Annotated in this window: 20 protein-coding genes and 2 tRNA genes; 17 read left to right on the top strand and 5 right to left on the bottom strand. The window is 62.6% G+C overall.

What is annotated here, in order from left to right:
- Positions 1-152: 152 nt before the first annotated feature.
- The 9 genes from LDN70_RS15300 (at position 153) to LDN70_RS15255 (ending at position 8,709) form a co-directional block, all read left to right on the top strand.
- A complete protein-coding gene (locus LDN70_RS15300; protein ID WP_223940672.1) occupies positions 153-1,673 on the top strand; it encodes a sensor histidine kinase in 1,521 nt (506 codons plus the stop codon).
- The gene (locus LDN70_RS15295) at positions 1,670-2,344 is read left to right on the top strand and encodes a response regulator (protein WP_166839860.1); all 675 of its coding nucleotides are present in this window, start codon (positions 1,670-1,672) and stop codon (positions 2,342-2,344) included. The genes LDN70_RS15300 and LDN70_RS15295 overlap by 4 nt, the downstream gene beginning before the upstream one ends.
- A 32-nt stretch (positions 2,345-2,376) precedes the next feature.
- Positions 2,377-3,033: an MOSC domain-containing protein gene (locus LDN70_RS15290; RefSeq protein WP_223940671.1), complete on the top strand. Its 657-nt coding sequence runs from the start codon at positions 2,377-2,379 to the stop codon at positions 3,031-3,033.
- A 394-nt stretch (positions 3,034-3,427) separates the two neighbouring features.
- Positions 3,428-5,593 (top strand): DEAD/DEAH box helicase, encoded by a 2,166-nt coding sequence (locus tag LDN70_RS15285; RefSeq protein WP_142938311.1) that lies wholly within the window; start codon positions 3,428-3,430, stop codon positions 5,591-5,593.
- 132 nt (positions 5,594-5,725) lie between these two features.
- The gene (locus LDN70_RS15280; protein WP_223940670.1) at positions 5,726-5,890 is read left to right on the top strand and encodes a hypothetical protein; all 165 of its coding nucleotides are present in this window, start codon (positions 5,726-5,728) and stop codon (positions 5,888-5,890) included.
- Positions 5,891-6,090: 200 nt separating this feature from the next.
- Positions 6,091-6,162, top strand: a tRNA-Thr gene (locus LDN70_RS15270).
- 61 nt (positions 6,163-6,223) lie between these two features.
- Positions 6,224-6,297, top strand: a tRNA-Met gene (locus tag LDN70_RS15265).
- 65 nt (positions 6,298-6,362) lie between these two features.
- Entirely contained in the window at positions 6,363-7,019 is a 657-nt protein-coding gene (locus tag LDN70_RS15260) for an NAD(P)-dependent oxidoreductase (protein WP_223940668.1), read from the top strand.
- 118 nt (positions 7,020-7,137) lie between these two features.
- Positions 7,138-8,709 carry a Na+/H+ antiporter gene (locus LDN70_RS15255; RefSeq protein WP_223940667.1) on the top strand — a complete coding sequence of 524 codons (1,572 nt, stop codon included), beginning with the start codon at positions 7,138-7,140 and terminating at the stop codon, positions 8,707-8,709.
- A gap of 27 nt (positions 8,710-8,736) precedes the next feature.
- Here the strand turns inward: LDN70_RS15255 and LDN70_RS15250 are convergent, their stop codons facing one another.
- Positions 8,737-9,960 carry an ROK family protein gene (locus LDN70_RS15250; RefSeq protein WP_223940666.1) on the bottom strand — a complete coding sequence of 408 codons (1,224 nt, stop codon included), beginning with the start codon at positions 9,958-9,960 and terminating at the stop codon, positions 8,737-8,739.
- Between the two features lie 268 nt (positions 9,961-10,228).
- On the opposite strand from LDN70_RS15250, the gene LDN70_RS15245 reads away from it, so the two are divergent.
- From LDN70_RS15245 to LDN70_RS15225, 5 genes are all read left to right on the top strand, one after another.
- The gene (locus LDN70_RS15245) at positions 10,229-11,461 is read left to right on the top strand and encodes an ABC transporter substrate-binding protein (RefSeq protein ID WP_223942662.1); all 1,233 of its coding nucleotides are present in this window, start codon (positions 10,229-10,231) and stop codon (positions 11,459-11,461) included.
- 23 nt (positions 11,462-11,484) lie between these two features.
- The gene (locus LDN70_RS15240) at positions 11,485-12,429 is read left to right on the top strand and encodes a carbohydrate ABC transporter permease (protein ID WP_223940665.1); all 945 of its coding nucleotides are present in this window, start codon (positions 11,485-11,487) and stop codon (positions 12,427-12,429) included.
- Positions 12,429-13,331, top strand: a complete 903-nt coding sequence (locus LDN70_RS15235; protein WP_160147637.1) for a carbohydrate ABC transporter permease — start codon at positions 12,429-12,431, stop codon at positions 13,329-13,331. Before LDN70_RS15240 ends, LDN70_RS15235 begins: the two co-directional genes overlap by 1 nt.
- Before the next feature lie 77 nt (positions 13,332-13,408).
- Positions 13,409-15,163 carry a glycoside hydrolase family 13 protein gene (locus LDN70_RS15230; RefSeq protein WP_142938316.1) on the top strand — a complete coding sequence of 585 codons (1,755 nt, stop codon included), beginning with the start codon at positions 13,409-13,411 and terminating at the stop codon, positions 15,161-15,163.
- 22 nt (positions 15,164-15,185) lie between these two features.
- Positions 15,186-16,145, top strand: a complete 960-nt coding sequence (locus LDN70_RS15225) for an aldo/keto reductase (protein ID WP_223940664.1) — start codon at positions 15,186-15,188, stop codon at positions 16,143-16,145.
- A gap of 97 nt (positions 16,146-16,242) precedes the next feature.
- Here the strand turns inward: LDN70_RS15225 and LDN70_RS15220 are convergent, their stop codons facing one another.
- Genes LDN70_RS15220 through LDN70_RS15205 form a run of 4 tightly spaced genes read right to left on the bottom strand, consistent with a single transcriptional unit; the run spans position 16,243 to position 20,065 of the window.
- Positions 16,243-17,175 carry a TauD/TfdA dioxygenase family protein gene (locus tag LDN70_RS15220; RefSeq protein ID WP_223940663.1) on the bottom strand — a complete coding sequence of 311 codons (933 nt, stop codon included), beginning with the start codon at positions 17,173-17,175 and terminating at the stop codon, positions 16,243-16,245.
- A 51-nt stretch (positions 17,176-17,226) separates the two neighbouring features.
- Positions 17,227-18,147 (bottom strand): ABC transporter permease, encoded by a 921-nt coding sequence (locus LDN70_RS15215; protein ID WP_142938319.1) that lies wholly within the window; start codon positions 18,145-18,147, stop codon positions 17,227-17,229.
- Complete coding sequence (locus LDN70_RS15210; RefSeq protein WP_166839872.1) at positions 18,147-19,034, bottom strand: ABC transporter ATP-binding protein; 888 nt, start codon at positions 19,032-19,034, stop codon at positions 18,147-18,149. The genes LDN70_RS15215 and LDN70_RS15210 overlap by 1 nt, the downstream gene beginning before the upstream one ends.
- Positions 19,035-19,036: 2 nt before the next feature.
- On the bottom strand, positions 19,037-20,065 hold the full coding sequence (locus tag LDN70_RS15205; protein WP_223940662.1) for an ABC transporter substrate-binding protein: 1,029 nt from the start codon (positions 20,063-20,065) through the stop codon (positions 19,037-19,039).
- 378 nt (positions 20,066-20,443) lie between these two features.
- Between LDN70_RS15205 and LDN70_RS15200 the strand changes: the two genes are divergently transcribed.
- The 3 genes from LDN70_RS15200 (at position 20,444) to LDN70_RS15190 (ending at position 22,592) form a co-directional block, all read left to right on the top strand.
- Positions 20,444-21,307, top strand: coding sequence for an HpcH/HpaI aldolase/citrate lyase family protein (locus LDN70_RS15200; RefSeq protein ID WP_142938322.1), 864 nt, complete (start codon positions 20,444-20,446; stop codon positions 21,305-21,307).
- A gap of 19 nt (positions 21,308-21,326) precedes the next feature.
- Positions 21,327-22,247 (top strand): DUF2797 domain-containing protein, encoded by a 921-nt coding sequence (locus LDN70_RS15195; RefSeq protein ID WP_223940661.1) that lies wholly within the window; start codon positions 21,327-21,329, stop codon positions 22,245-22,247.
- A 120-nt stretch (positions 22,248-22,367) separates the two neighbouring features.
- Positions 22,368-22,592, top strand: coding sequence for a DUF3188 domain-containing protein (locus LDN70_RS15190; protein WP_166839878.1), 225 nt, complete (start codon positions 22,368-22,370; stop codon positions 22,590-22,592).
- The last annotated feature ends 33 nt before the right edge of the window (positions 22,593-22,625 follow it).

Genomic DNA, 22,625 nt, shown 5'->3' with positions numbered 1-22,625 from the left:
GTATATCCCCCTGGATAGACCGTTGAAGTGTCCGGCGCCACGCCGGACCAGAATACTCAGAGCAAGCCTAGTCCCTGTGCGCCGCGCAGGCACGGGTGACGGCCGTGAATGGGGATAAGTCCCCATGTTTGGAAGCATGTAAGGATGTAGCCATGGCGGGACCTGAAGCAAACAGCAACGGCGACGACGGCGTGCTGCTGCGGCTCCCGCCGATCCGCGGCATCGGCACCGCCCGGGTGATCACGGGCCTGGTGTTGGCTGTTGTGTTGCCGCCAGGCATTGAACTCATGGTCACTGTCCTTGGCTTCCGCAACTTCGCGATCATCATGCTGTTGCAACTGGCTGTAGCTGTTGCGGTGGCGGCCATTGGTGGTTTGTGGCCGGCGGTGGTGGCCGCGGTGCTGGGCAGCTTCCTCCTTAACTACTTCTCCGCGGATCCGGTGGGGTCCCTCTCCATCGCCGATCCCACCACCTTGTTTACGTTGGTGGTTTTCCTTGCGGTGGCCTGCGGGGTTGCGCTCGCGGTGGGCCTTGCCAGCCGCAGGGCGCAGGAGGCAGCGCGCTCTGGGGCAGAGGCCACGGCCTTGAGTGAGCTCGCCCTGCGCATCCTGAGCTCTGATGGGAGCCTGGAGTCCTTCCTTGAGAAAGTGCGCAGCAATTTGGGAATGGAAGCGGTGACGCTACTGGGTTCATCGCAGCAGGGCGCGTCAGCCGGTTCGACGCCGGAGTGGCGGGTCCTGGCGGGTGCCGGCCCGAATCCGCCGGTGACCCATGCCGCCGCAGACCATGCCGCCGTCGTCGATCCCCATTACACGTTGCTGCTGCGCGGCGGACCGTTGTCAGCCCACCAGCAACGGATGCTGGCCGCCTTCGGGGCTTTTGTTGTGGCTGTCCGGGATCGGCAACAGTTGGTGAAAAGCCGGAGGGACAACGTGAGGTTGGCTGAAGGCAACAAGATGCGGACCTCCATCCTGCGCGCCGTCTCCCATGACCTCCGGACTCCTTTGGCCGGGATTAAGCTCGCTGTCAGCAGCCTGCGCCAGGAGGACGTGACATTTCCTCCCGACGTGGAACGCGAGTTGCTGGAGACCATCGAAGAGTACGCCGACCGCTTGGACCATTTGGTGGACAACCTCCTGGACATGTCGCGCATTACGGCTGACGCGGTCAATCCGCTGCTGACGGGCATTGTGTGGGCTGAGGTGTTGCCGCAGGCGCTACGGGGGGTCCCCAGGGAACGGCTGCGCAATGAATTGCCGCCCAATCTTCCCCCGGTGCAGGCCGACGCCGGGATGCTTGAACGGGTGGTGGCCAACATTGTGGAGAACGCCATGAAGTATGCGCCGGAGTCCGATGTGGTCCTGACGGCCCGTGCCGGAGAGGGCATCACCCTGGGGGACCGGCCCGCCAGCGAACTGAGAATCATCGATCACGGCGGGGGAGTGGGGCATAAGGAAGTGGTGGATATATTCCAGCCGTTTCAACGCTTTGGTGATTCCCCATCGCAGTCGCCTGCAGGCGGGATCAGCGCCGGTGGCGGGATCGGATTGGGCCTGGCTGTGGCGAAGGGCTTCAGTGAAGCCATGGGCGGCAGGCTTGCTGCGGAGCCGACGCCGGGCGGTGGCCTGACCATGGTGGTCACGTTGCCGCTGTGGACCGGGGGTGCGCAATGACGCTGGTGCTCATTGTTGAGGATGAAGCCCGTATTGCCCGCGCCATGCAGGTGACCCTCCAAGCGCATGGCTATCAGGCGCTGACCGTCGGCACCGGTGCCGAGGCCTTGCAGGCTGCGGCCAAGCAACCAGTGGAGATTGTGGTGCTGGACCTCGGGTTGCCGGACATGGACGGAGTGGAGATCATTCGTCGCATTCGCGGGTGGAGCAGCATGCCAATCATTGTGCTGTCCGCGCGGCACGCCTCTGAGGACAAGGTAGAAGCGCTCGACGCCGGTGCGGACGACTACGTCACCAAGCCCTTCGGTTTGGATGAGCTGCTTGCGCGGCTTCGGGTCGCCTCGCGCCGGGTTGTTACCGAACATGAGGAACCAACACTGGCCACCACGGACTTCATGGTGGACCTGGCTGGCAAGAAGATCATCAAGGATGGCGCGGAAGTGCGCCTGACACCCACGGAGTGGAACATCCTGGAGCTGCTGGTCCGTAATAAGGGGAAGCTGGTGAGCCAGCAGCAGATCCTCACCCAGGTGTGGGGGCAGGCGTATGCGAAGGAAACGCAGTATTTGCGCGTATATATTGCCCAGCTTCGGCGGAAGTTGGAGCGGGATCCTGCCGAACCCAGGCACCTTCACACGGAAGCGGGCATGGGCTACCGTTTCGATCCTTAATCCTGGCCCCTTGCGTCCGTACACTGTTGTCCATGAACACCGCATCCCTCCTTGCCGTCTGCCGTGTGCACCAGTTGCTGCCCGACCCCGAGGGGAGCGTGGGCGTCACCGGCATGGACAAGCGCCCCGTGGAGGGGCCGGTTAAGGTCCACAGACTCGGACTGCATGGCGATGTGCAGGCAAACCGGGTTGATCACGGCGGGGAGGACCAGGCTCTGTACGCGTATTCGCAGGCTGATGCTGACTATTGGTCAGGTGAGCTGCAGCGGGAGATGCCAGCCGGAATTTTCGGCGAGAACCTGCGCGTCACCGGCATCGAAACCACCGGGGCTGTCATTGGCGAACGTTGGAAGATCGGTTTGGATGTGGAGCTGGAAGTCACCTCACCACGGGTTCCGTGCGCCACCTTCCAACGGGTGATCGGTGAGCCGCAATGGGTGAAGCGTTTCACGCAGGCCGGCCGGGTTGGCGCCTACCTTCGGGTGATCAAGACAGGCACCATTTCCGCGGGGGATCATATCCACCGCACTTTCGTCCCCCGGCACGGAATTACCGTGGGTCAGTGGTTTAGTGAGCCCACTCCGGAACTGGTCCAGATCCTGCTCGATGCCGATGCCGACGGCGAGATCCGATTGCAGGAGGACTACCACCCCGTCTTCGAAAAGGTCCTGCGCAGAAACGGACTCTAGGTCCCCACCGTGTGGCCGTAGATCCGGGTGTGAACAAGCTCACCCCGCCCTTGTGCTCCCTCGGGTCGCGCTGATGGGCCTGCGTGCCCTACACTTGAAATATCCCCCACTCCGGAAATCCCTTTATCCTGCCCAATTCTTGAGGCAGGACTGGTAAGTGTTGGGGCCCGCAAATGTGTGTGGGCATTTTCATAGGGAGAGCCGGCTAAAGAAAACGCTGTACAGACTGCTGGGATAGCAGCCAAGAGATGCAGCGGGAAGTCCTGCCATGGGATTGCGATAGCGCCGGACTTCTTGCGACAAACAGGGCACCTTTCCTGTTTCTCGCGACGAGTAATGCGGCCAAGCCCAACCGGGCCGCGCCGACTGCCCTATGGATGAGGAATTTCCCCCTATGACCGAAAATCTCAACGAAAACTTCGACGCCCAGACCGCCGAGTCCGCTGCTGTAGCTGAGACCTCCGCACCCGCCGAAGCTGAAGCACCGGCTGCTGCCGCTGCCCCCGTCGAGACTCCTGCAGCTGAGACTGCAGCCCCCGCCTTCACCGAAGCTCCTGCCCCCAAGGCAGAGGACGAGGACGAAGAAGGCGTCAAGTTCGTCGATCTTGGCATCGATGGACGCGTCCTGGCCGCCCTGCAGGATGTCGGCTATGAGAAGCCGTCCCCCATCCAGGCAGCCACCATTCCGTTGCTGCTCGAAGGCCGCGACGTCGTAGGCCTCGCCCAGACCGGTACCGGCAAGACCGCGGCATTCGCCGTTCCTGCCCTGTCCCGCCTGGCTGAACTCCACGACCTCAACGGCCCGTCCCGCAAGACCCAGGCGCTTGTCCTGGCTCCGACGCGTGAACTGGCCCTCCAGGTTGCTGAGGCATTCACTTCCTACGCCAAGCACATTGACGATTTCACCGTCCTCCCGGTGTACGGTGGCTCCGCTTACGGCCCACAGCTGGCCGGGCTGCGCCGCGGTGCACAGGTAGTTGTCGGTACCCCCGGCCGCGTGATTGACCACATCGCCAAGGGTTCATTGGACCTCTCCGAGCTCCAGTACCTGGTGCTGGACGAAGCTGACGAGATGCTGCGCATGGGCTTTGCCGATGACGTTGAGCAGATCTTCCAGCAGACCCCTGATACCCGTCAGGTTGCGTTGTTCTCCGCCACCATGCCGGGCCAGATCCGCCGCATGTCCAAGCAGTACCTGAACAACCCGGCTGAGATCTCGGTGAAGTCCAAGACCACCACCGGTGCCAACACCAAGCAGCGCTACCTGCAGGTCATGGGCCCGCACAAGCTGGACGCCCTGACCCGCATCCTCGAAGTTGAAGAGTTCGACGGCGTTATCGCCTTCGTGCGCACCAAGATGGCTACCGAGGACCTCGCCGACAAGTTGAAGTCCCGCGGTTTCCAGGCTGCCGCCATCAACGGCGACATCCCGCAGCAGCAGCGCGAACGCACTGTTGACGCGCTGAAGGAAGGCCGCATTGACATCCTGGTTGCTACCGATGTCGCCGCCCGTGGCCTTGACGTTGAGCGCATCAGCCATGTGATCAACTACGACATCCCTCACGACACCGAGTCCTACGTTCACCGCATCGGCCGCACGGGCCGTGCGGGTCGTTCGGGTGACGCTATCCTCTTCATGACGCCGCGTGAGAAGTACTTGCTGCGTTCCATCGAAAAGGCGACGCGTCAGCCGGTTGAGCAGATGCACCTTCCTACTGCCGAGACTGTGAACACCCTGCGTCTGGGCAAGTTCGCAGAGCGCATTACGGAGACCCTCGCATCCGAAGACGTTGCCGCGTTCCGCGACCTCATCTCCTCCTACGAGGAAGAGCACAACGTTCCGGCCTCTGAGATCGCTGCAGCCCTGGCCGTCATGGCGCAGGGTGGACAGCCTCTGTTGGTGAAGGAACTGCCTGCAGCTCCCGAGTACCAGAAGCGTGAGCGCTCCAAGGATGGCTTCGGCTCACGTGGGCCGACCCGCGCGCTGACCGAGGGCAACGCCACCTACCGTATCTCCGTGGGACGCCGCCAGCGTGTCATGCCGGGTTCGATCGTAGGCGCCATTGCCAACGAAGGCGGCATCTCCTCCGCACAGATCGGCGGCATCGATATCCGCTCGGACCACTCCTTGGTGGAGCTCCCGGCAGACCTGAGCGCCGATCAGTTGCGTGCATTGTCCCGCACCCGCATCGGTGGTGAGCTGATCAACCTTGAGCTGGATAACGGCCGCAGGCCCAACAGCGAGCGCGGCGGCTACTCCGGTGGCGGCGCTGGCGGACGCGGTGGCTACGGCGACCGCGAAAACCGCGGTGGCGGAAACTTCAAGGGTTCCGGCGGCTTCAAGAAGGACTTCCGTAAGTCCGACGGCGAGCGTACCTCCGCTGACCGCGGTGGCCGCTCCTACAGCGACCGCTCCGAGCGGACCGCAGGCAGCTTCGGCGACCGCGATCGCGGCCAGGCCAGCGGATCCCGCTTCGGCGGCCACGGTGATGGTGCACGCAAGCCCCGCAGTGGCGGCGAAGGCGGACACCGCGATTTCAACCGCAAGGGCAAGTGGTAAACACTTTCGCAAGTGGTAAACACTAAGTAGTTCCCGTCAGGGGGTCGGCTATCGAGCCGGCCCCCTGACGTGTTTAACGCTTACCTCCGGGTCCTGGTGGCTGTGCGCGCCACTGTGCGGCGGGAATTTCCCATGAGGCGGGTTCCCGCGGCCGCGGACGCTGCAGCAGCGCAGGCGGCCGCTACGGGGGCCGGACAGCCAGGTCCAGTGGCGCCGCGGGCCACTGAGGTTGTGGTGGAGCAGGGTGACACCATGAACGGGATCGCCGCGCTGTATGGGTGGACCTTGGTTCCCTGATTGCCGCCAACGCGGATACGGTGCCAAATCCGGACCGGATCTACCCTGGACAGGTGCTCCGGTTGCCCTGAAGCTTGGCTGTTTGAAGCCGAAAATAGATCAAGGATTGAGCGTCTTCGCAAATTGTGTCGGCGCTGTCTTTTCGCGTTTTTTCGCCGATTTGTAGCTTCCGAAAACGTCCGGTAGAGTATTTACTCGTTGCCCCCCTAGCTCAGTGGTAGAGCGCGTTCTTGGTAAGAACGAGGTCACCGGATCGATTCCGGTGGGGGGCTCTGGATGAGGGCCTGTGTCAAGGCGGTTTTGACCGGCTTGACACAGGTTTTTCTCATTCGTGGCGGTGTAGCTCAGTTGGTTAGAGCGCACGACTCATAATCGTGAGGTCGGGAGATCGAGCCTCCCCACCGCTACAGAGCAAGACCCCGCAGCTTCTGCCTGCGGGGTCTTTTTTCGTTGAGTGGGACAGAATGGTTTCATGAGCCGAATCGCAATCATTGGTGGCCACGGGAAAGTGGCCCTGCATCTGTCCCGCATTCTTAGTGGCGAAGGTCACGACGTCACATCCTTCATCCGAAATCCCGACCATGTGGCAGATGTCACGGAGACCGGTGCCTCGGCTGAGGTGCTGGATGTGGAGAACTCGACGACGGCGGAACTCGCCCAAGCGCTCAAGGGCCACGATGCCGTGGTCTGGTCAGCAGGAGCCGGTGGAGGGAATCCTGACAGGACCTATGCCGTGGATCGGGACGCAGCCATCAGGTCGATGGACGCCGCCGCAGAGGCGGGGGTTAAACGGTATGTGATGGTTTCTTATATTGGTGCCGCCAAGGACCACGGTGTGCCCGCCGACAACCCGTTCTTTGCCTATGCCGAGGCCAAAGCGGCGGCCGACGATTACCTGCGGGCTACCCAGTTGGACTGGACCGTCCTGGGCCCTGGAACCCTGACCGACGAGCCGGCCACGGGTCAGATCCAGACTGACCCGGAGAACCCCGGTAGCGGCACGGAGACCTCACGGGCCAATGTTGCCTTGGTCACTGCGGCGGTGCTGGAGTTGCCGGGCACCATCCACCGGACCATCGCCTTTAAGGACGGATCCAAGGACGTGGTGGATGCCCTCACGGAGGACTGATCCTGCACTGGAGACGCGGACCACGCACAGGGTGAGCCTGCGCACCGCGATATGTTGGTAGGGACCTTTTTCGGCTTCGCCCGGGGAAGGGCCTTACAACCTCTGGGGAAGCAGGAACATGGATCAGTTGGCGCTCATTGTCGGGTTGCTGCTCGCGACGGTGGTGGCAGTGGGCTTGGGGGACAGGCTTCGGCTTCCGTACCCGGTGTTGATGTTGCTTCTGGCCGTTGGGCTGACCTTCATACCGGGCTTTCCCGAGTTTGAGATTTCGCCGGAACTGATCCTGCCGATCTTCCTTCCGCCCTTGTTGTTCGCGACCGCGCAAAAGAGCTCCTGGGCGGTTTTTCGCGTACGCTGGCGGACACTGCTGCTGTTGGCCGTGGCCCTGGTGGTGGTCTCCACTGCAGTAGTGGCTGGTGCTGCCTGGCTGATGATCCCGGGTATCGGCATTCCGGCGGCAATTGCGCTGGGTGCCATGGTGGCCCCTCCGGACCCCGTTGCGGTGGAATCCGTGGCGGGTCGTGTGCACATGCCGCGACGGCTCATCACTGTCCTCCAGAGCGAAGGACTCTTCAACGACGCCGCGGCAATCGTGATCTTCCAGGCAGCGGTTGCGGCAACCATGTCCGGCAAGGAAGTTGGCCCCGAGGTCATTCCCCAGTTTGTCATTGGCGCCGCACTGGCCGTGGTGATTGGCGTCGCGATGGGTTGGCTGACCAAGTTCATCACTACGTTGGTGACGTCCATGGTTGCCCGCAAGGCCGTGACCCTGGTTGTTCCCTTCGCCGCCTACATCCTCGCGGAGGAGCTGCACGCCTCAGGTGTGGTGGCCGTCGTCGTCACCGCCTTGGAACTGCAGCGCCATACGCGGCCTCAGGATGCCGCCGAACGCATCACGCGGACCGCCTTCTGGGACGTGGTGGAGCTGCTGGCAACCGGGCTGGCTTTTGGGCTGGTGGGGCTGGAAATCCGTCACGTCATCCGCGATGAAGGCACTGCTATCTTTGGCATGATCGGCATGGCGGTGGTGATCTGCGTCCTGGTGTTTGTGGTGCGCTTCCTGTGGTTGGGTCTACTCGCCCTCACCGCTCGAAAACGCCGAAACCTGTTGCAGCCAACCTCGCCCAAGGAAGTGTTGATCCTGACATGGTGCGGCATGCGCGGCCTCGCCACCCTGGCGCTGGCCCTGGCACTCCCCATGACGTTGCCGGACGGCAGCGACTTCCCGGCCCGCCACGAGATCCTGGTGATCGCCTGCGCGGTGCTCCTAGCCACCCTGGTCCTGCCCGGGCTCACGCTGCCGTGGCTCATGCGGGTCCTGGATGCGACCGAGGACGGATCACACGAACAGGACGCCGCGAAGGTCCTGGCTAAGCGTGCACAGTCTGCCGCCGTGGCCGCTCTGAAGGACCACGACCTCATGAAGGAACTCCCGGCCGAGAAGGTGACCTTGGTGAAGGAGAAGATGCGCCGCCTTCACGCTGAGCTGTTGGACGGCACATTGCAGAACGAGTCCGTCGCCGAGAAGCGTAAGCGTGGACGGGAACTCTCCATTGCCGTGCAAACCATCGCCCTGGACGCAGCCCGCCAGGAAGTGGTGGCGGCCCGCAATGAGCCAGGCACCGATCCGGAAGTCGCTGACAGGGTCCTCCGGCAACTGGACCTGCGGACCATGTCCATGCCGGATTAGGATCGACACCGGACGGGGCTCAGCGAATCAATTGGCCGTCACTTGCTGTGACAGTGAGGCCGGGTAGAGATCCAGTGCGTGTTCCTCGACGTAGTCCAGTGCGTGCCGGATTGCGCCGAGGGAGACAATGCCGTCCCCGAGGGGCGAGGTTGCCAGGCGCGGGGGAGTGAAGGTGAACTCTGTCATCTTTTCCTCTATGCCCGGAATCAGTGTGTGGGCCGAGGCCGCCACGGCCCCGGCTATGACCACCAGGTCCGGGTTCACCAACGTACTGACTGAACCGATGACCCGGGCCATGCGTTCGGACAGGCGGTCCAGCACGGTTCGCGCGGCGTTATCGCCCTCTGCTGCGGCTTCGAAGACCATCTCGGCGCTTAGGGATTCGGGATGGCCGCCACAGAGAGTGTGCAGCGAGGTCGTGGCGCTGGCTTCCATGGCTTCGCGGCCCCACCGTGCAGCGTAGTGGGCAATTCCGTAGGTGTCTCCCACGCCTTCCACGGTGTCCAGGTAGCCCAGTTCACCGAAGCCTCCGAGCTGGCCGCGGAGCAGGCGTCCGGATTCAAGGATGCCCGAGCCCAGGCGGTCACCGGCCAACATGACTACGAGGTTGTCCACTCCTTGCGCGGTGCCCTGCCACCGTTCGGCCAAGGCGGCCAGGTTGGCGTCATTTTCCAGGAGGACATGCCAGCCGTGCCGCTCAGCGACGATCCTGCGGACGTCGAAGGACCTCCAGAATTCCTGGACGGTGAGGACTTCGCCGTCGCGGCTGACCGGTGCAGCAACCCCCACGGCGACCGCCAGCACGGAATCCGCAGTGACTCCTGCCTGCTTCAGGGCGTCTGCGGCAATGCGGTCCAGCACGTCGGCGCGTTCATCGGCAGAGAGGTTGAAGGCACGGAAGGGCATGGTGACCCTGGACAGGGATGCCCCTGCCATGTTGGCCACGATTGCCGTGATCTTGGTGGCGCCGATGTCGATGCCGATGACGCTGGCCGCGTCGTCGTCGAATACGAAGCGGCGGGCCGGGCGTCCCTTGACGTAGTCCCCGGTACCCCGCTGGTTCTCCAACTCCCGGAGCCAACCGAGCCGGACCAGTTCATCGCAGATCGATATGACGGTGGCGCGCGAGAGTCCGGTGGAGTCCATCAACTCGGTTCCGGTGAGGACACCGGCGCCGCGCATGGCCTTGAGCATTGCGCTGGCGTTGACCCGGCGTACCAGTTGGGTTGACGGTGCAGTCCCGCTCAGCATGGGGTACTCCAAACTCTTGGGCGTCCATCGGGAGCGATGGAACGATCTCTCTAAATTTAGTACATAAATTTAGATTGTGACGCAATTCCGCCCAAAAGCTTGACCCTGTGGTGCACGTCACTCAGACTAGTGATAGGTCATAAATTTATCTCCTATCTAAACTCGGGCTGGTCAGTAGCGATCTCCCGGGCACGGCGGCCACAGCGGTCCGCACGACGAAAGGACCACGGAGTCTGTGAAACCTACGCGTAAGAAGCGCCTTGCGGCGATGACCCTCGGACTGGCCCTATTGGCCGGTCTCCTCTCCGGTTGCACGGGGGAATCGGGCAAGGAAACCATCCGCTTCACGTTCAGCAAGCGCGAAGCCATTGGCTTCATGACCAAGCTGGTTGCCGACTACAACGCCTCCCAGAACGACACCGAGGTTGTCCTGGACACCTCGGGGGTGGATGTGGTGTCCGCGAGCTTCGTCCGGGGAAATCCGCCGGACATCGCCTTGGCGAACTACAACATGGAAACCTCACGCTTTGTCCAGCGGGGCGCCTTGAGCGATCTCTCCGGTACGGCAGCGGCGTCAAAGATCCGGGAAGATCTCCAGCCGTTGATGGACCAATACGGGACCTATCCGGACCGCACCAGCGCGCTGCCGTACTCGATCATGGCCTCCTCGGTCATCTACAACAAGGAAATCTTCGCGGCCAACAACATCAAGGTGCCCACCACCTGGAGTGAGTTGACCGCAGCATGCGAGCAACTCAAAGCCGCTGGAGTGACGCCGTTCTACGCCACGTGGAAGGACGACTGGACCATCGCCCAGGGCTGGTTCGACTACTCGGTGGGTGGCCAGGTGGACACACTGGACTTCTTTGACAAGCTTTCCGCCGAAGGCACCAACGTGGGGCCAAAATCTGCAGTGTCCTTCCAGAAAGACTTTGAAAAGCCTGTTGGCAAGATGCTGGAACTGGCCTCGAAGTACGTCAACAAGGATGCTGCAAGCCGGGCCTACGGCGACGGCAACCTGGCCTTCTCCCAGGGCAAGGCTGCCATGTACCTACAGGGCCCGTGGGCCTTCAGCGAGATCGCCAAGACGGCCCCGGACCTTAAGCTCGGCACCTTTCCGCTGCCGATGACCGAGAACCCCGAGGACCTGCGCGTGCGCGTCAACGTGGATCTGGCGGCATGGATCCCGGAGGCCTCCAAGCACAAGGAGGCCGCGCAGGACTTTCTCGAGTACCTTTACCGGCCCGAAGTGATCGATGCCTACAACAAATCTCAGCTGGGCTTCACGCCCACCAAGGACTCTGCGAACGTCCCCGACCCCCGGATTGAAGGAATGGTGCGGTACTACGAGCAAGCCCAGGTCTACCAGGGTCCTTCAGTGCTGGTACCAAAAACCATCCCGATCATGAACTACACGCAGGCCCTCGTTTTCGGCGCCAGCCCCACCTCCACCCTTAGCACCCTCGACGCAGATTGGGCGCGGCTGGCTTTCCGCCAGTAGCGCTGAAGCAGGGAGTCAACATCATGTCCATCATCACCACCCCCACCACGTCCGGGCAGGACGGCCGGAAGCAGGCTTCGGCCAAGCAAGGCCGTCAGCAGCAGGGCAGCAAGCGCCGGGTCGAGCCGATCTTCTACTTTTTCCTCGTCCCCAGCCTCATCCTCTTCACGTTGGCCATCACCGTTCCGGGAATCATCGGCATCTTCTTCAGTTTCACCAACTCGATCGGAATCGGTGACTGGGAATTTGTCGGCCTGACCAACTACATTGCGATTTTCAGCGATCCCGCCATCCTGCAGAGCTACCTGTTCACGTTCGGGTTCTCCATCGTCACCGTGATCGCCGTGAACGTGGTGGCGTTCCTCCTGGCCGTCGGGCTGACCTCACGCATCAGGATGAAATCGGCGCTGCGGACCATTTTCGTCATCCCCATGGTGGTCTCGGGCATCATCATCGCCTATGTCTTCAACTTCCTGTTCTCCAACTCGCTGCCGTCCCTGGGTGCCGTTGCCGGGATTCCCTGGTTGGAGAACAGCTTGCTGGCAAACCCGGACCTCGCCTGGGTAGCCATTGTGTTGGTCACTGCCTGGCAGGCTGTGCCGGGTGCACTGCTGATTTATATCGCAGGACTGGTGGCCGTGCCGGGCGACGTCTATGAAGCTGCGGAGATCGATGGAGCCAGCAAGTTCCAGCAGTTGGTCAAGATCACGCTTCCGTTGGTGTCGGGCTACGTGGTCATCAACATCATCCTGGGATTCAAGGGCTTCCTGAACGCCTACGACATCATTGTTGGCCTGACCAACGGTGGCCCGGGCACGTCCACCCGAAGCATCGCGATGACCGTCATCTCGGGCTTCAACGGCGGCGACTACGCCTACCAGATGGCCAACGCCACGATCTTCTTCGTAGTAGCCATTGTTATCTCTCTCGTACAGCTTTCGCTGACTCGCGGACGGAATGCACTCTGATGACCAATCAAGCCACCCTCGCCATCACCGAGCCCACCACCCAGCCCACCGGAAAGAGCCGGCGCCGGTCCGAGTCCGCCGTCGAACGCGTGAACTGGCCGGCAACCACCATCCTCATCCTGTGCGCGGTCACCGTGCTGCTTCCCCTGTATGTCACGGTCTCCATGGCGTTCAAGACCCAAGGGCAAGCCGTGGACGGCAACGCCTTCTCCTTTCCCGCCCCGTTCAGCATTGAGGGCTTTGTCCAAGCCTGGACCCTGACCAACTTCCCGGTGGGGGCTGCTATGTCTTTGCTGGTGACAGCGGGGACCGTGGTGGCCACCATTGTCCTGGCTGCCTTCGCCTCGTACGCGATCGTGCGCAACTGGGAGCGTCGGCTGTTCAGGTACTCGTTCTTCTACCTTCTGGGAGCAATGTTCATTCCGTTCCCCGTAGTTGCGCTGCCGCAGATTCAGCTCACGGGCCGCCTTGGCTTGGATAATCCGTTTGGCGTCATCCTGCTTGCCACCATGTTCCAGCTGAGCTTCAGCGTCCTGCTCTTCACTGCCTTCCTGCGCTCCATCCCGATGGAACTCGAAGAGAGCGCCAGGATTGACGGCGCAACTACGTGGCAGACTTTCTGGAAGCTGATTTTTCCGTTGCTGGCGCCGATGAGCGCCACCGTGGGCATCTTCGCCTTCCTCTACGCGTGGAATGACTTCATGATGCCCTCGCTCATCATCTCGGACCCGTCCCTCCAGACGCTGCCGGTGCGGCAGAACCTGTTCCAGACCCAATTCAGCAACAACTACCACGTGTCATTCGCGTCGTACCTGATGGCGATGGCTCCGGCGATCATTGCGTACTTGTTCACCCAGCGCTGGGTCATGGCAGGGGTGACCCAGGGTGCCGTCAAGGGCTAAGCACTGTTGACCTTCAACCTCCGGGCGTTTCATACTGGTCCGGGACATAAATTTAGATTCTAAATCAAAGGAGTTTCGTGAGTACTTCCGCCACGCAGGCACACCGTACCGATTCAGACCGCATGGCCGATCCGAACTGGTGGCGTCAGGCAGCCGTTTACCAGATCTACCCGCGCAGCTTCTACGACGCGAACGGTGATGGACTCGGGGACATCAAGGGCATCACGGCCAAGGTCCCGTACCTGAAGGAGTTGGGGATCGACGCCGTCTGGCTGAGCCCGTTCTATCCGTCGGCGCTCGCGGACGGCGGCTACGACGTTGACGACTACCGCAATGTGGACCCCAAGCTGGGCACCCTTGAGGACTTCGATGAGATGGCCGCTGCCCTCCACGCCGCAGGAATCAAGATCGTGGTGGACATCGTTCCCAACCACTCCTCGGACCGGCACGAATGGTTCAAGGAAGCGCTGGCCTCGCCCAAGGGCTCCGCGGCACGCGACCGCTACATCTTCCGCGACGGCCGGGGCGAGAACGGTGAGTTGCCGCCGTCGGACTGGGACTCTGTCTTCGGCGGACCCATCTGGGACCGCATCACTGAACCAGACGGCACTCCCGGCCAGTGGTACCTGCACATCTTCGCCAAGGAGCAGCCGGACTTCAACTGGGAGAACCCGGAGATCCGCGAGGACTTCCTCAAGACGCTGCGCTTCTGGTCGGATCGCGGCGTGGACGGGTTCCGCATCGATGTTGCCCACGGCATGGCCAAGGACCTGTCCGAGCCGCTGCCCATGAAGGCTGACTTGGAAGCCAAGGCACACGGTACGGATGGCTTCACCGATGGCTCCCACCCATTCTGGGACCGTGATGAAGTGCACGAGGTCTACGCCGAGTGGCGCAAGCTCTTCAACGAGTACAACCCGCCGCGCACTGCCGTTGCCGAGGCCTGGGTTCACGAGTCCCGCCGTGCCCGCTACGCCAGCCCTGAGGGACTGGGCCAGGCGTTCAACTTCGACCTGCTTCAGTCCGATTTCGATGCCGCGTCCTTCAAGAAAATCATCACGGACAACCTGGTAGCCGCCAAGGAGTCCGGGGCCTCATCCACGTGGGTTTTCTCCAACCACGACGTCGTCCGCCACGCCACCCGCTACGGTCTGCCCAAGGGGGGTTCCGTGGCGCAAGGAACCAACGCGGCCCAGGACATCACCGGCGGAGAGCCCAAGGGTCAGGACGGCAAGGGCTGGCTGCTGGCCGGCGCGCCGGCAGAAGAGCTCGACGTCGAACTCGGCTTGCGTCGTGCCCGCGCCGCAACGCTCCTGCTGCTCGCCCTTCCCGGTTCTGCCTACCTCTACCAGGGCGAAGAGCTTGGCTTGCGCGAAGTCTCGGAAATTCCCGATTCCGAACGCCAGGACCCGTCCTTCTTCCGTAACCCGGGCGTTGAGATTGGCAGGGATGGTTGCCGCGTGCCATTGCCGTGGACCGAGGAAGGTTCTTCCTTCGGTTTCGGTGCTGGCAAGGCACACCTCCCGCAGCCGGAGTGGTTCAAGGATTACGCAGTTGCCACCCAAGAGGGAGTGGAAGGCTCCACACTGGAGCTTTACCGGAAGGCACTGAGCCTGCGCAGTGAACTCCAGACTGACGAGGAACTTCAGTGGGTGGAGACCGGCAACCAGGACGTACTGCACTTCAGCCGCCCCGGTGGCTGGCACACGGTCACCAACTTCGGCAGCAAGCCCGTTGAGCTTCCGGAGGGAAGCATCGTGGTAACCAGCGGCCCGCTGGAGGATGGCAAGCTGCCGTCAGACACCACGGCGTGGATTGTCAGCAACGCCTAGGGCCTGCGGACAATACTGAAGTATGACTACTGCGAACGGGCGGGGACGCCTGATCTATGGCTGTATGGGACTCGGTGGTCCGTGGGACGGCACGTCCTACGGGGCGTCGGAGATTGATCAGGCCGCGGCGGTGATCGAAGCCGCGCAGGGAATTGGCATTGGGCTTTTCGACCACGCGGATATCTATCGCAGCGGAAAGTCCGAGGCTGTCTTTGGCGAAGTCCTCGCCCGTTCGCAGGGTCTGCGCGAAAAGATCCAGCTCCAGACTAAGTGCGGGATCCGGCTGGGGGAGCGCGGGTTGGAGACGCATTATGATCTCTCCCGCGAGGCCATCCTTGAACGGGTCAACCAGAGCTTGAAGCGGCTCCAAACGGACTACGTGGACGTGTTGCTCCTGCACCGTCCAGATCCGTTGATGGACCCGCGCGAGGTGGCGGACGCCGTCGGGCAGTTGATGGCCGAAGGCAAGGTGCGGCAGGTAGGCGTGTCAAACATGTCCGGCGCCCAGATCGCCTACCTCCAGGATGAGTTGGAGACGCCCATTGTGGCGAACCAATTGGAAATGAGCCTGCTGCACCGGGACTGGCTGGAAAGTACTGTTCTGGTCAACCATGCAGAGGGGCTTGAGTACAGCTTCCCGCACGGGACTCTTGAACACTGCATGGCGAAGGGTATTGAACTGCAGGGGTACGGTTCACTGGCCCAGGGGCGCTATACGGGTGCGAAGCCTGAGGAGTTGTCACCGGCCGAGTCGGCAACGGCGGGCATGCTGGAACGGTTGGCGGGGGAGAAGGGCACCACGCCGGAATCGGTGCTGCTGGGTTGGCTGATGAAGCACCCCGCCAGGATCTCGCCAGTTGTGGGCACCACCAACCCTGCGCGCATCAAGGCCTGCGCTGATGCCGCCTCCGTTGCTGCCACCATGACCCGCGCCCAGTGGTACGGCCTGTGGGTGGCAGCGCGTGGGATCAACATCCCCTAACCCCGGTTTTAACCCAACTGAGTCGCAGTTGTGCGCGTTATGACCTCTCTAAACGCGCTTAACTGCGACTCAGCTGGGTGCGGACAGCAACACACAGCTACGAGGCGGGGCTGGCCGGAGCCACCACGGAGTAGGTGCTCGAGTCACCCTGCAAGGTTTGGCTGGGCTTGCCATCGATGCTCACCGGGATGTCCCCGGCAATGGTCACACGGTTGAGTTTGCGCGGCTGGCCATCGTAGTTGTCTGGGGCATAGTGCTGGGTGATGCGGTTGTCGAACAGGACCACTTGGTTGGGCTCCCAATTCACCCGGACCACATTCTCCGGGCGCGTCACGTAAGCCTGCAACAGACGGATGATGTCCTTTGACTCAGTGTTGGACAAGCCCACAATCCGAAGCCGCTGCGCGAAGCCCCCAATGAACAATCCGCGCTCGCCGGTCAACGGGTGGACCCGCACCACAGGGTGGGCGGTTTCGAACTTCAGCCGGGTGAACTCCTTGCGTCGCTCCTCCGCGTTGGAGTGCTCAAGGTTCTTGGGCACCGAGTAGTCGTAGTCGTTGGTGTGAATGGCCCACAGGTTGTCTGCGAAGCTGCGCAACTCCTCGGGCAGGTCCTGATATGCGCCGGCCGAGGACGCGATCAGGGTCTCGCCGCCGTATGCCGGAAGGTCGATGCTGCGCAGCGTGGAGGCCTGCGGCGGGTTGACCACGAAAGTGACGTCCGTGTGCCAGTTGTTGGCCGAGCCGTTCTCGCTGTCCACAGGCAGGACATTCTCTTCGCCGTCCACGGAGGCCACAGTGGGGTGTGCCTTGGTCAGCGGACCGAAATGCGAAGCGAACTTCACCTGGGCTTCGTCTGTGAGGATGTTGGCCTCGCGGAACACCAGTGCCTTGTGCTCGTTCAGTGCTGCCCGGATCTGCGCCACCGTTTCGTGGCTAAGGTCACCGCTGATGTCCAAGCCACGGATTTCGGCGCCGATGCGGGAGCCGAGCTTTGCGAACTCGAGTTTGGTTTCGGTAATGACGGTCATGGTTCTTTCCTTACTTGTTGTGATGGTTGCGGCAAGAGCCGCGGGGTGGGTCTAGGAAGCGGCGGCGCCAACAGCGGTCCGCCAGCGGGAGAAGTGCCGTTCAAGGGCTACCAACAGGAAGTTCACGCCGAGCCCCAGCAAGGAAACCGTGAGGATGCCGGCGTACATGTCCGGGATGAGGAAGCTGCTCTGTGCATTCACGATCAGATAACCCAGGCCGGCCTTGGCTCCCACCATTTCGGCGGCGATCAACACCAGGATGGATGCGGTGCCGGCCATGCGGATGCCCGTGAAAATGGTGGGAACCGCCGAGGGCAGGATGACTTTCTGGAACAGCCGGAAACTGTTGAGCCCCAAAGAACGCGCGGCCCTGATCAACAACGGGTCCACGGTCCTGACGCCGGCAATGGTGTTCAGGAGCACCGGGAAGAACGCAGCGTAGGCCACGATGCTGATCTTGGATTCCTCACCGATACCCAGCAGCAGCGTGAACACCGGAAGCAGAGCCAACGCGGCGGTGTTGCGGAAAAGCTCCAGCAAGGGATTTAGGACCGAGTTCAGCCGCCCGTACCAGGCAATAAGCAGGCCCAGCGAGACACCCGCCACCAGGGCAGCACCGAAACCGGCAACTGAGCGTGTGAGGCTGGCTGCGATGTGGCCCTGGATGGTCCCGGCTTCGAAAAGCTTGCCCCAGGCCACCAGCACTTCGTGCAGCGGCGGGAGGAACACCCTGGTGGACGGGCTGGCCAGGTACGTCGGCCCAAGCTCCCAAAGCGCCAGGAATGCCAGGATCGCGGCGGACTTCCACAGACCCGCCCCCACCGCCCCGGTGACTCGTCGCACCAGGCCAGGTGCCGGCGTCGTACCGTCTGCCGCTGCCGTCGAAGTAGTGGAATGCTCGACGGCGGCACTGGGGTCGGGCGCGAAGCCCGTCTTGGGCGCGGCTTCTGTTTGCGTGAGCGTGGTGGTCATCAGGCGGCACTCCTTTCGGTGATGGTTGCCGGTTCGTCCGGTGCGCTGCCATCAGGCAGGATTTTGCGGTGGCCGGCGTCCTGGGCTCGGCGGACTTCGTCGTGCAGGAGCGTCCATACCTGGTGGCGGTGCTCAACGAAGGCTGGGTGAGAGCGGATGTCCTCATCGCCGTCGCGGTCCGGAATGTTGATGTCCACGATTTCCTTGAGCCGGCCGGGCCTCGCGCTGAGAACAGCCACGCGCTCGCCGAGGTACACGGCTTCATCGATGCCGTGGGTGATGAAGACGATGGTCTTGCCCGTGGCTTTCCAGATCCGGAGGAGTTCGTCCTGCAACTGCTCGCGGGTCTGGGCGTCCAACGCAGCAAACGGTTCATCCATCAGCAGCACATCGGGCTCGTACGCCAGGCTCCGGGCGATGGCCACGCGCTGCTTCATTCCGCCGGAGAGCTCATGCGGGTAGCGGTCCTCAAAACCGGCAAGCCCCACCAAAGCCAGGTATTCCTTTGCTTTGGCAGCCCGTTCACGGCGGTTCAGTTTCCTGCCGTCAGGGCCCGCTCCCTCAAGCCCGATGGACACGTTGGCAGAGGCCGTCCGCCACGGGAACAACGCGTACTGCTGGAACACCACAGCGCGGTCCTTGCCCGGACCGGTGACAGCTTTGCCGTCCACCAATACCTCGCCGGAGGTGGGCGTGGAGAGCCCGGCCAGCAGGTCCAGGAGCGTGGTCTTGCCCGAACCGCTGGGACCCACCAAAGTGAGGAACTCGCCGTCACGGACATCCAGGCTCAGCGAATCGATGGCGGTCAGCCGGGTAGCTGCCGTGTCCTTCGTTGCCCGGACCGTGAATTCCTTGGTGACGTTCCGGAGACTGATTTTGGCTGTCATAACTATCCCTTCTTCGCTGCAGCGAGCTCGTTGAACTCGTTCGTGTAGTACTTGGAGGGTGAGAGCTTGTCCTTGACGATCCCGGCTGAGCTGAGCCAAGCCTCCCAACGGGTGAAGTCTTCGTCCGTGATGACCCCGGCGTCCGGAACTCCGGGGCTCTTCCAGAACTTCAGGTTTGCGGTGCTCTCATTGCGTCCACGGTTATCGATGATCTTGGTGAAGCGGGCAATGACTTCGTCACGGGGTGTTTCAGCTGCCCACTTGATGGCTTTGGCAACGCCGGTGGTAAACGTGCGGGTGGTGGTGGGGTTCTTTGCGATGAAGTCGTTGCGGAGCACGATCTGTCCGCCGGCGAAAGTTCCGAACAGCTCCACGTCGCTGAACAGTGACCTCAGTCCGCCGGCCTCAATGGCCCGGTCCTGCAGCACACCGCCCAGCGTTCCGGCGTCTACTTGTCCCCGGCGAATGGCTTCCTCAGTATCGTTCGGCGCCAACGGGACCAACTGAACCTGCTTGATGTCGTCCTGACTGAGTCCGTTCTTGGTCAGCCAGGTGTTGATGACGGCTTCGTGGTGTGCGCCCAGAGTATTGACAGCGATCTTCTTGCCGATCAGGTCACGGGGTTCCTTGATGGTGCTATCGGCCTTGACGTAGTAACCGCTGAAGGTCTTCTCGTCGGAGCCGTAGTAGTTGGTCACTGCCTTGACGGGAGCGCCGGCTTCGATCAGCTTGACCACCGCTCCGGAGAACGCGCCGCCAAAGTCGGTCTGGTTGGTCGCAGCGGACTGGATGTCCTGCGGGCCGCTGGTGGTGTTTCCCACCCAGTTCAATTTCAGGTCCCCGAGGTAGCCCAGATCGGCAGCGAGTTCAGGAAAGGTGACGTTGTTAGCGGAGCCTTGATACCGAAGTTCCTTCACTTCGTTACCGGCTGGCGCGCCAGGTCCGGCTTCGGCTGCACCGCCGCAGCCGGACACCGTCAGCGCAAGTACGACGGCGGCCGCGACGCTCAGCAGGGGCAGGTGCAGTTTCATGGGAGCTACTTTCGATGGATTGGGATGTGTTGGGTGGCCGGCTGATGCATGAGTTTGCAAACCCGTGCAACGGCTTGGGAACGATGTAAACCCATCCCAACGCCGGCTGGGAAGTGCCGCGGTAACGCCCGGAAACGCTGCGAAACAGCCCGAAACGGAAGGAAATCCGGGGCCATTCCCGGCAACTCTGGGACACAAAGACGCCGTGTTGAGCCCTATGAACAACAGCGACAGGCGGGCCGGATATGACTGGCCGGTACCGGCGTCGGGCGTTCATACTGCCGGACCCCACAGTCATATGGGGTTTAGTTCGTATTGATCCTCACAAGCGGGCGGAATTCTTCGCTGTGCAGGGCGCTGGCCGGATACGGTAGATACATGACGTCTAGCATCGCCGCCGAATCAGTTCGGCCTACCCGCAATATTCCCGCCGACATCGCCCGTTCATGGCTCCTTGTGAATGCCATGAAAACGGAGCTTTTTGACGAATCCGCGGGTTCACGGGCAGACGCCATCATCCTTGACATCGAAGACGCAGTTGACCCTTCGCAGAAGGACATGGCCCGCGAGAACGTAGTCAACTGGCTGACCGCCGGTGGCAAGGCCTGGGTCCGCATCAATGACGCAACCAGTAAGTTCTGGGCCGATGACCTCGCCGGCCTGCGCGGCACCCCCGGCCTGCTCGGCGTGATGCTGGCAAAGACCGAGTCCTCAGACCAGGTCACCGAGAGCTTCCACCGCATGGATGGCAAGACCCCCGTCATCGCGCTGGTTGAGTCAGCCCTTGGCATCGAGGAAGCCAACCACATTGCCCGCGCGCAGGGTGCTTTCCGCCTGGCGTTCGGCTCCGGCGACTTCCGCCGCGACACCGGCATGGCAGCCACCCCGGAGGCCATGGCGTACCCGCGTGCAAAGCTCGTTGTCGCCAGCCGCGTAGGTAACCTGCCGGGCCCCATCGACGGTCCCACCGTCGGCACCAACCACCCCATCTTGCGTGAGCAGACCGGCATCACAGTGACCATGGGCATGACCGGCAAGCTTTGCCTGGCCATCGACCAGACCACTGTGATCAACGAGGTCATCAGCCCCACGCCGTCGGACGTCGCCTGGGCCACGGACTTCATGAACGACTTTGAGGCCAACGGCCGTGTCATCCGCGATGGCTCCGACCTCCCACGTCTGGGCCGCGCCGAAAAGATCATGAAGCTCGCAGTGGCCTTCGGAGTCCAGCCTTCCCTGTAAGCGTGCTGGTCAGGTAAAGATGCTGGTCCACGGAGTCGCGTGGGATTCGTCGTCCCCTTCGCTGCGTATCTTCACGCCGGACGAGGAGTTCGTTGATATGGCGTTGGCCCGGGGTTCAGCCCTGGGCCTGCGCGTTCTCCCGGGTTTGTGGTGCCTTGGGCACACGAAGGTCCACGGCCCGGGGGACCGCACCCATGTTCCGTGCCGCAGCGGTTCCCCAGCCGAGCGTGCAAAGCAATGCGGGGCCTGCTTTGCGCGGGACGACTCCCGCCTGATGCACGACTTCCACCGCGGAACATCCGTTCCCACCGGCCTCCATGCTTACCTGATGCAGCCTCATTGGCTCTATGTGGCCACGTTCGCGAACGGTGCCACCAAAGTGGGGACTGCCTCTGCGCCCCGAAAATGGAACCGGCTTGCTGAGCAGGGAGCTGTGCACGCTTCCTATGTGGCACACGCTGAAGACGGACGCGTTGTTCGCGTTCTCGAGGACCTCGTGACCCGCGAACTCGGCCTCGTCCAGCAAGTCCGCTCCGCGGCCAAGGTGGCGGGCCTCGTGGAGCCGCGTGCCGCCGTCGAGCTTTCAACCGTGAACCGTCAGCACGCGGGCAGGGTGCGTGAGTTGCTGGGCGGGCTGGCCATGACAGGTTACGCCGTTGTGGAGGAAGAGTGGGAGCGGCCGGCATTGGCCGACGCGCTGTGTACCGCCCGCGCCCAGGGCGGCTTGCGGCACCCCTACCCGGCAACGTTCGACGGCGGCGGGCACGGTTTGCGGATTCATTCAGTGTCAGGGGCGATCGCCTTGGCGGCCCTGCCCGACGCAACGGGGACCGAGGTGGAGGGCAGTTTTGTGGCGGACCTGGGTGCGTTGAAAGGCCGCAAGATCGAGTTCGGCCCCCACACCACGGAAATCCCGGCCCTGCAGGACTCCCTGTTCTAGCGTTCCCTCCCGGCAAGGGCCCTCGCGTTGTGGGGCCCGCTTCGCAGGGTATTCCGGGTTCCAAGGGTGCAGAGTAGGCCTCGCAACACCCGGCCGCAACGCACCACGTAGACTTGGACGGTGCTGGAACAATTTTGGGCCACGGCCTCCACATCGTACAAAGTGCTGGTTTTCGGTGCCATGGGACTGATTGCCGTCGGGCTCGTCCTGTCCATTGTGGGGAACACGTCAGGGAACCAAGGCCTGGCCATCGCTTCGTTGCCCATCATTGGTGTCGGGCTGTTGCTCCACGTTGCCGGGCTTGTGGTGCGCGGCCAGAAGATCCGCAAGAGCTACAAGAAGTAACGCCTTCACCTCTTAAGGCGCTGCCTGCGGGCC

This window comes from Arthrobacter sp. StoSoilB22 (assembly GCF_019977315.1).
Taxonomy (GTDB): Bacteria; Actinomycetota; Actinomycetes; order Actinomycetales; family Micrococcaceae; genus Arthrobacter.
Note: the sequence above shows the minus strand (reverse complement) of the source record. Positions and strands in the feature narration are given on the sequence as shown.

Coding starts and splice junctions, on each gene's coding strand:
- LDN70_RS15300 (WP_223940672.1), top strand. CDS start 153: ATGGCGGGACCTGAAGCAAACAGCAACGGCGACGACGGCGTGCTGCTG.
- LDN70_RS15235 (WP_160147637.1), top strand. CDS start 12,429: ATGACCAATCAAGCCACCCTCGCCATCACCGAGCCCACCACCCAGCCC.
- LDN70_RS15285 (WP_142938311.1), top strand. CDS start 3,428: ATGACCGAAAATCTCAACGAAAACTTCGACGCCCAGACCGCCGAGTCC.
- LDN70_RS15195 (WP_223940661.1), top strand. CDS start 21,327: ATGCTGGTCCACGGAGTCGCGTGGGATTCGTCGTCCCCTTCGCTGCGT.
- LDN70_RS15200 (WP_142938322.1), top strand. CDS start 20,444: ATGACGTCTAGCATCGCCGCCGAATCAGTTCGGCCTACCCGCAATATT.
- LDN70_RS15280 (WP_223940670.1), top strand. CDS start 5,726: ATGAGGCGGGTTCCCGCGGCCGCGGACGCTGCAGCAGCGCAGGCGGCC.
- LDN70_RS15210 (WP_166839872.1), bottom strand. CDS start 19,034: ATGACAGCCAAAATCAGTCTCCGGAACGTCACCAAGGAATTCACGGTC.
- LDN70_RS15255 (WP_223940667.1), top strand. CDS start 7,138: ATGGATCAGTTGGCGCTCATTGTCGGGTTGCTGCTCGCGACGGTGGTG.
- LDN70_RS15250 (WP_223940666.1), bottom strand. CDS start 9,960: ATGCTGAGCGGGACTGCACCGTCAACCCAACTGGTACGCCGGGTCAAC.
- LDN70_RS15220 (WP_223940663.1), bottom strand. CDS start 17,175: ATGACCGTCATTACCGAAACCAAACTCGAGTTCGCAAAGCTCGGCTCC.
- LDN70_RS15290 (WP_223940671.1), top strand. CDS start 2,377: ATGAACACCGCATCCCTCCTTGCCGTCTGCCGTGTGCACCAGTTGCTG.
- LDN70_RS15225 (WP_223940664.1), top strand. CDS start 15,186: ATGACTACTGCGAACGGGCGGGGACGCCTGATCTATGGCTGTATGGGA.
- LDN70_RS15295 (WP_166839860.1), top strand. CDS start 1,670: ATGACGCTGGTGCTCATTGTTGAGGATGAAGCCCGTATTGCCCGCGCC.
- LDN70_RS15245 (WP_223942662.1), top strand. CDS start 10,229: ATGACCCTCGGACTGGCCCTATTGGCCGGTCTCCTCTCCGGTTGCACG.
- LDN70_RS15215 (WP_142938319.1), bottom strand. CDS start 18,147: ATGACCACCACGCTCACGCAAACAGAAGCCGCGCCCAAGACGGGCTTC.
- LDN70_RS15205 (WP_223940662.1), bottom strand. CDS start 20,065: ATGAAACTGCACCTGCCCCTGCTGAGCGTCGCGGCCGCCGTCGTACTT.
- LDN70_RS15260 (WP_223940668.1), top strand. CDS start 6,363: ATGAGCCGAATCGCAATCATTGGTGGCCACGGGAAAGTGGCCCTGCAT.
- LDN70_RS15240 (WP_223940665.1), top strand. CDS start 11,485: ATGTCCATCATCACCACCCCCACCACGTCCGGGCAGGACGGCCGGAAG.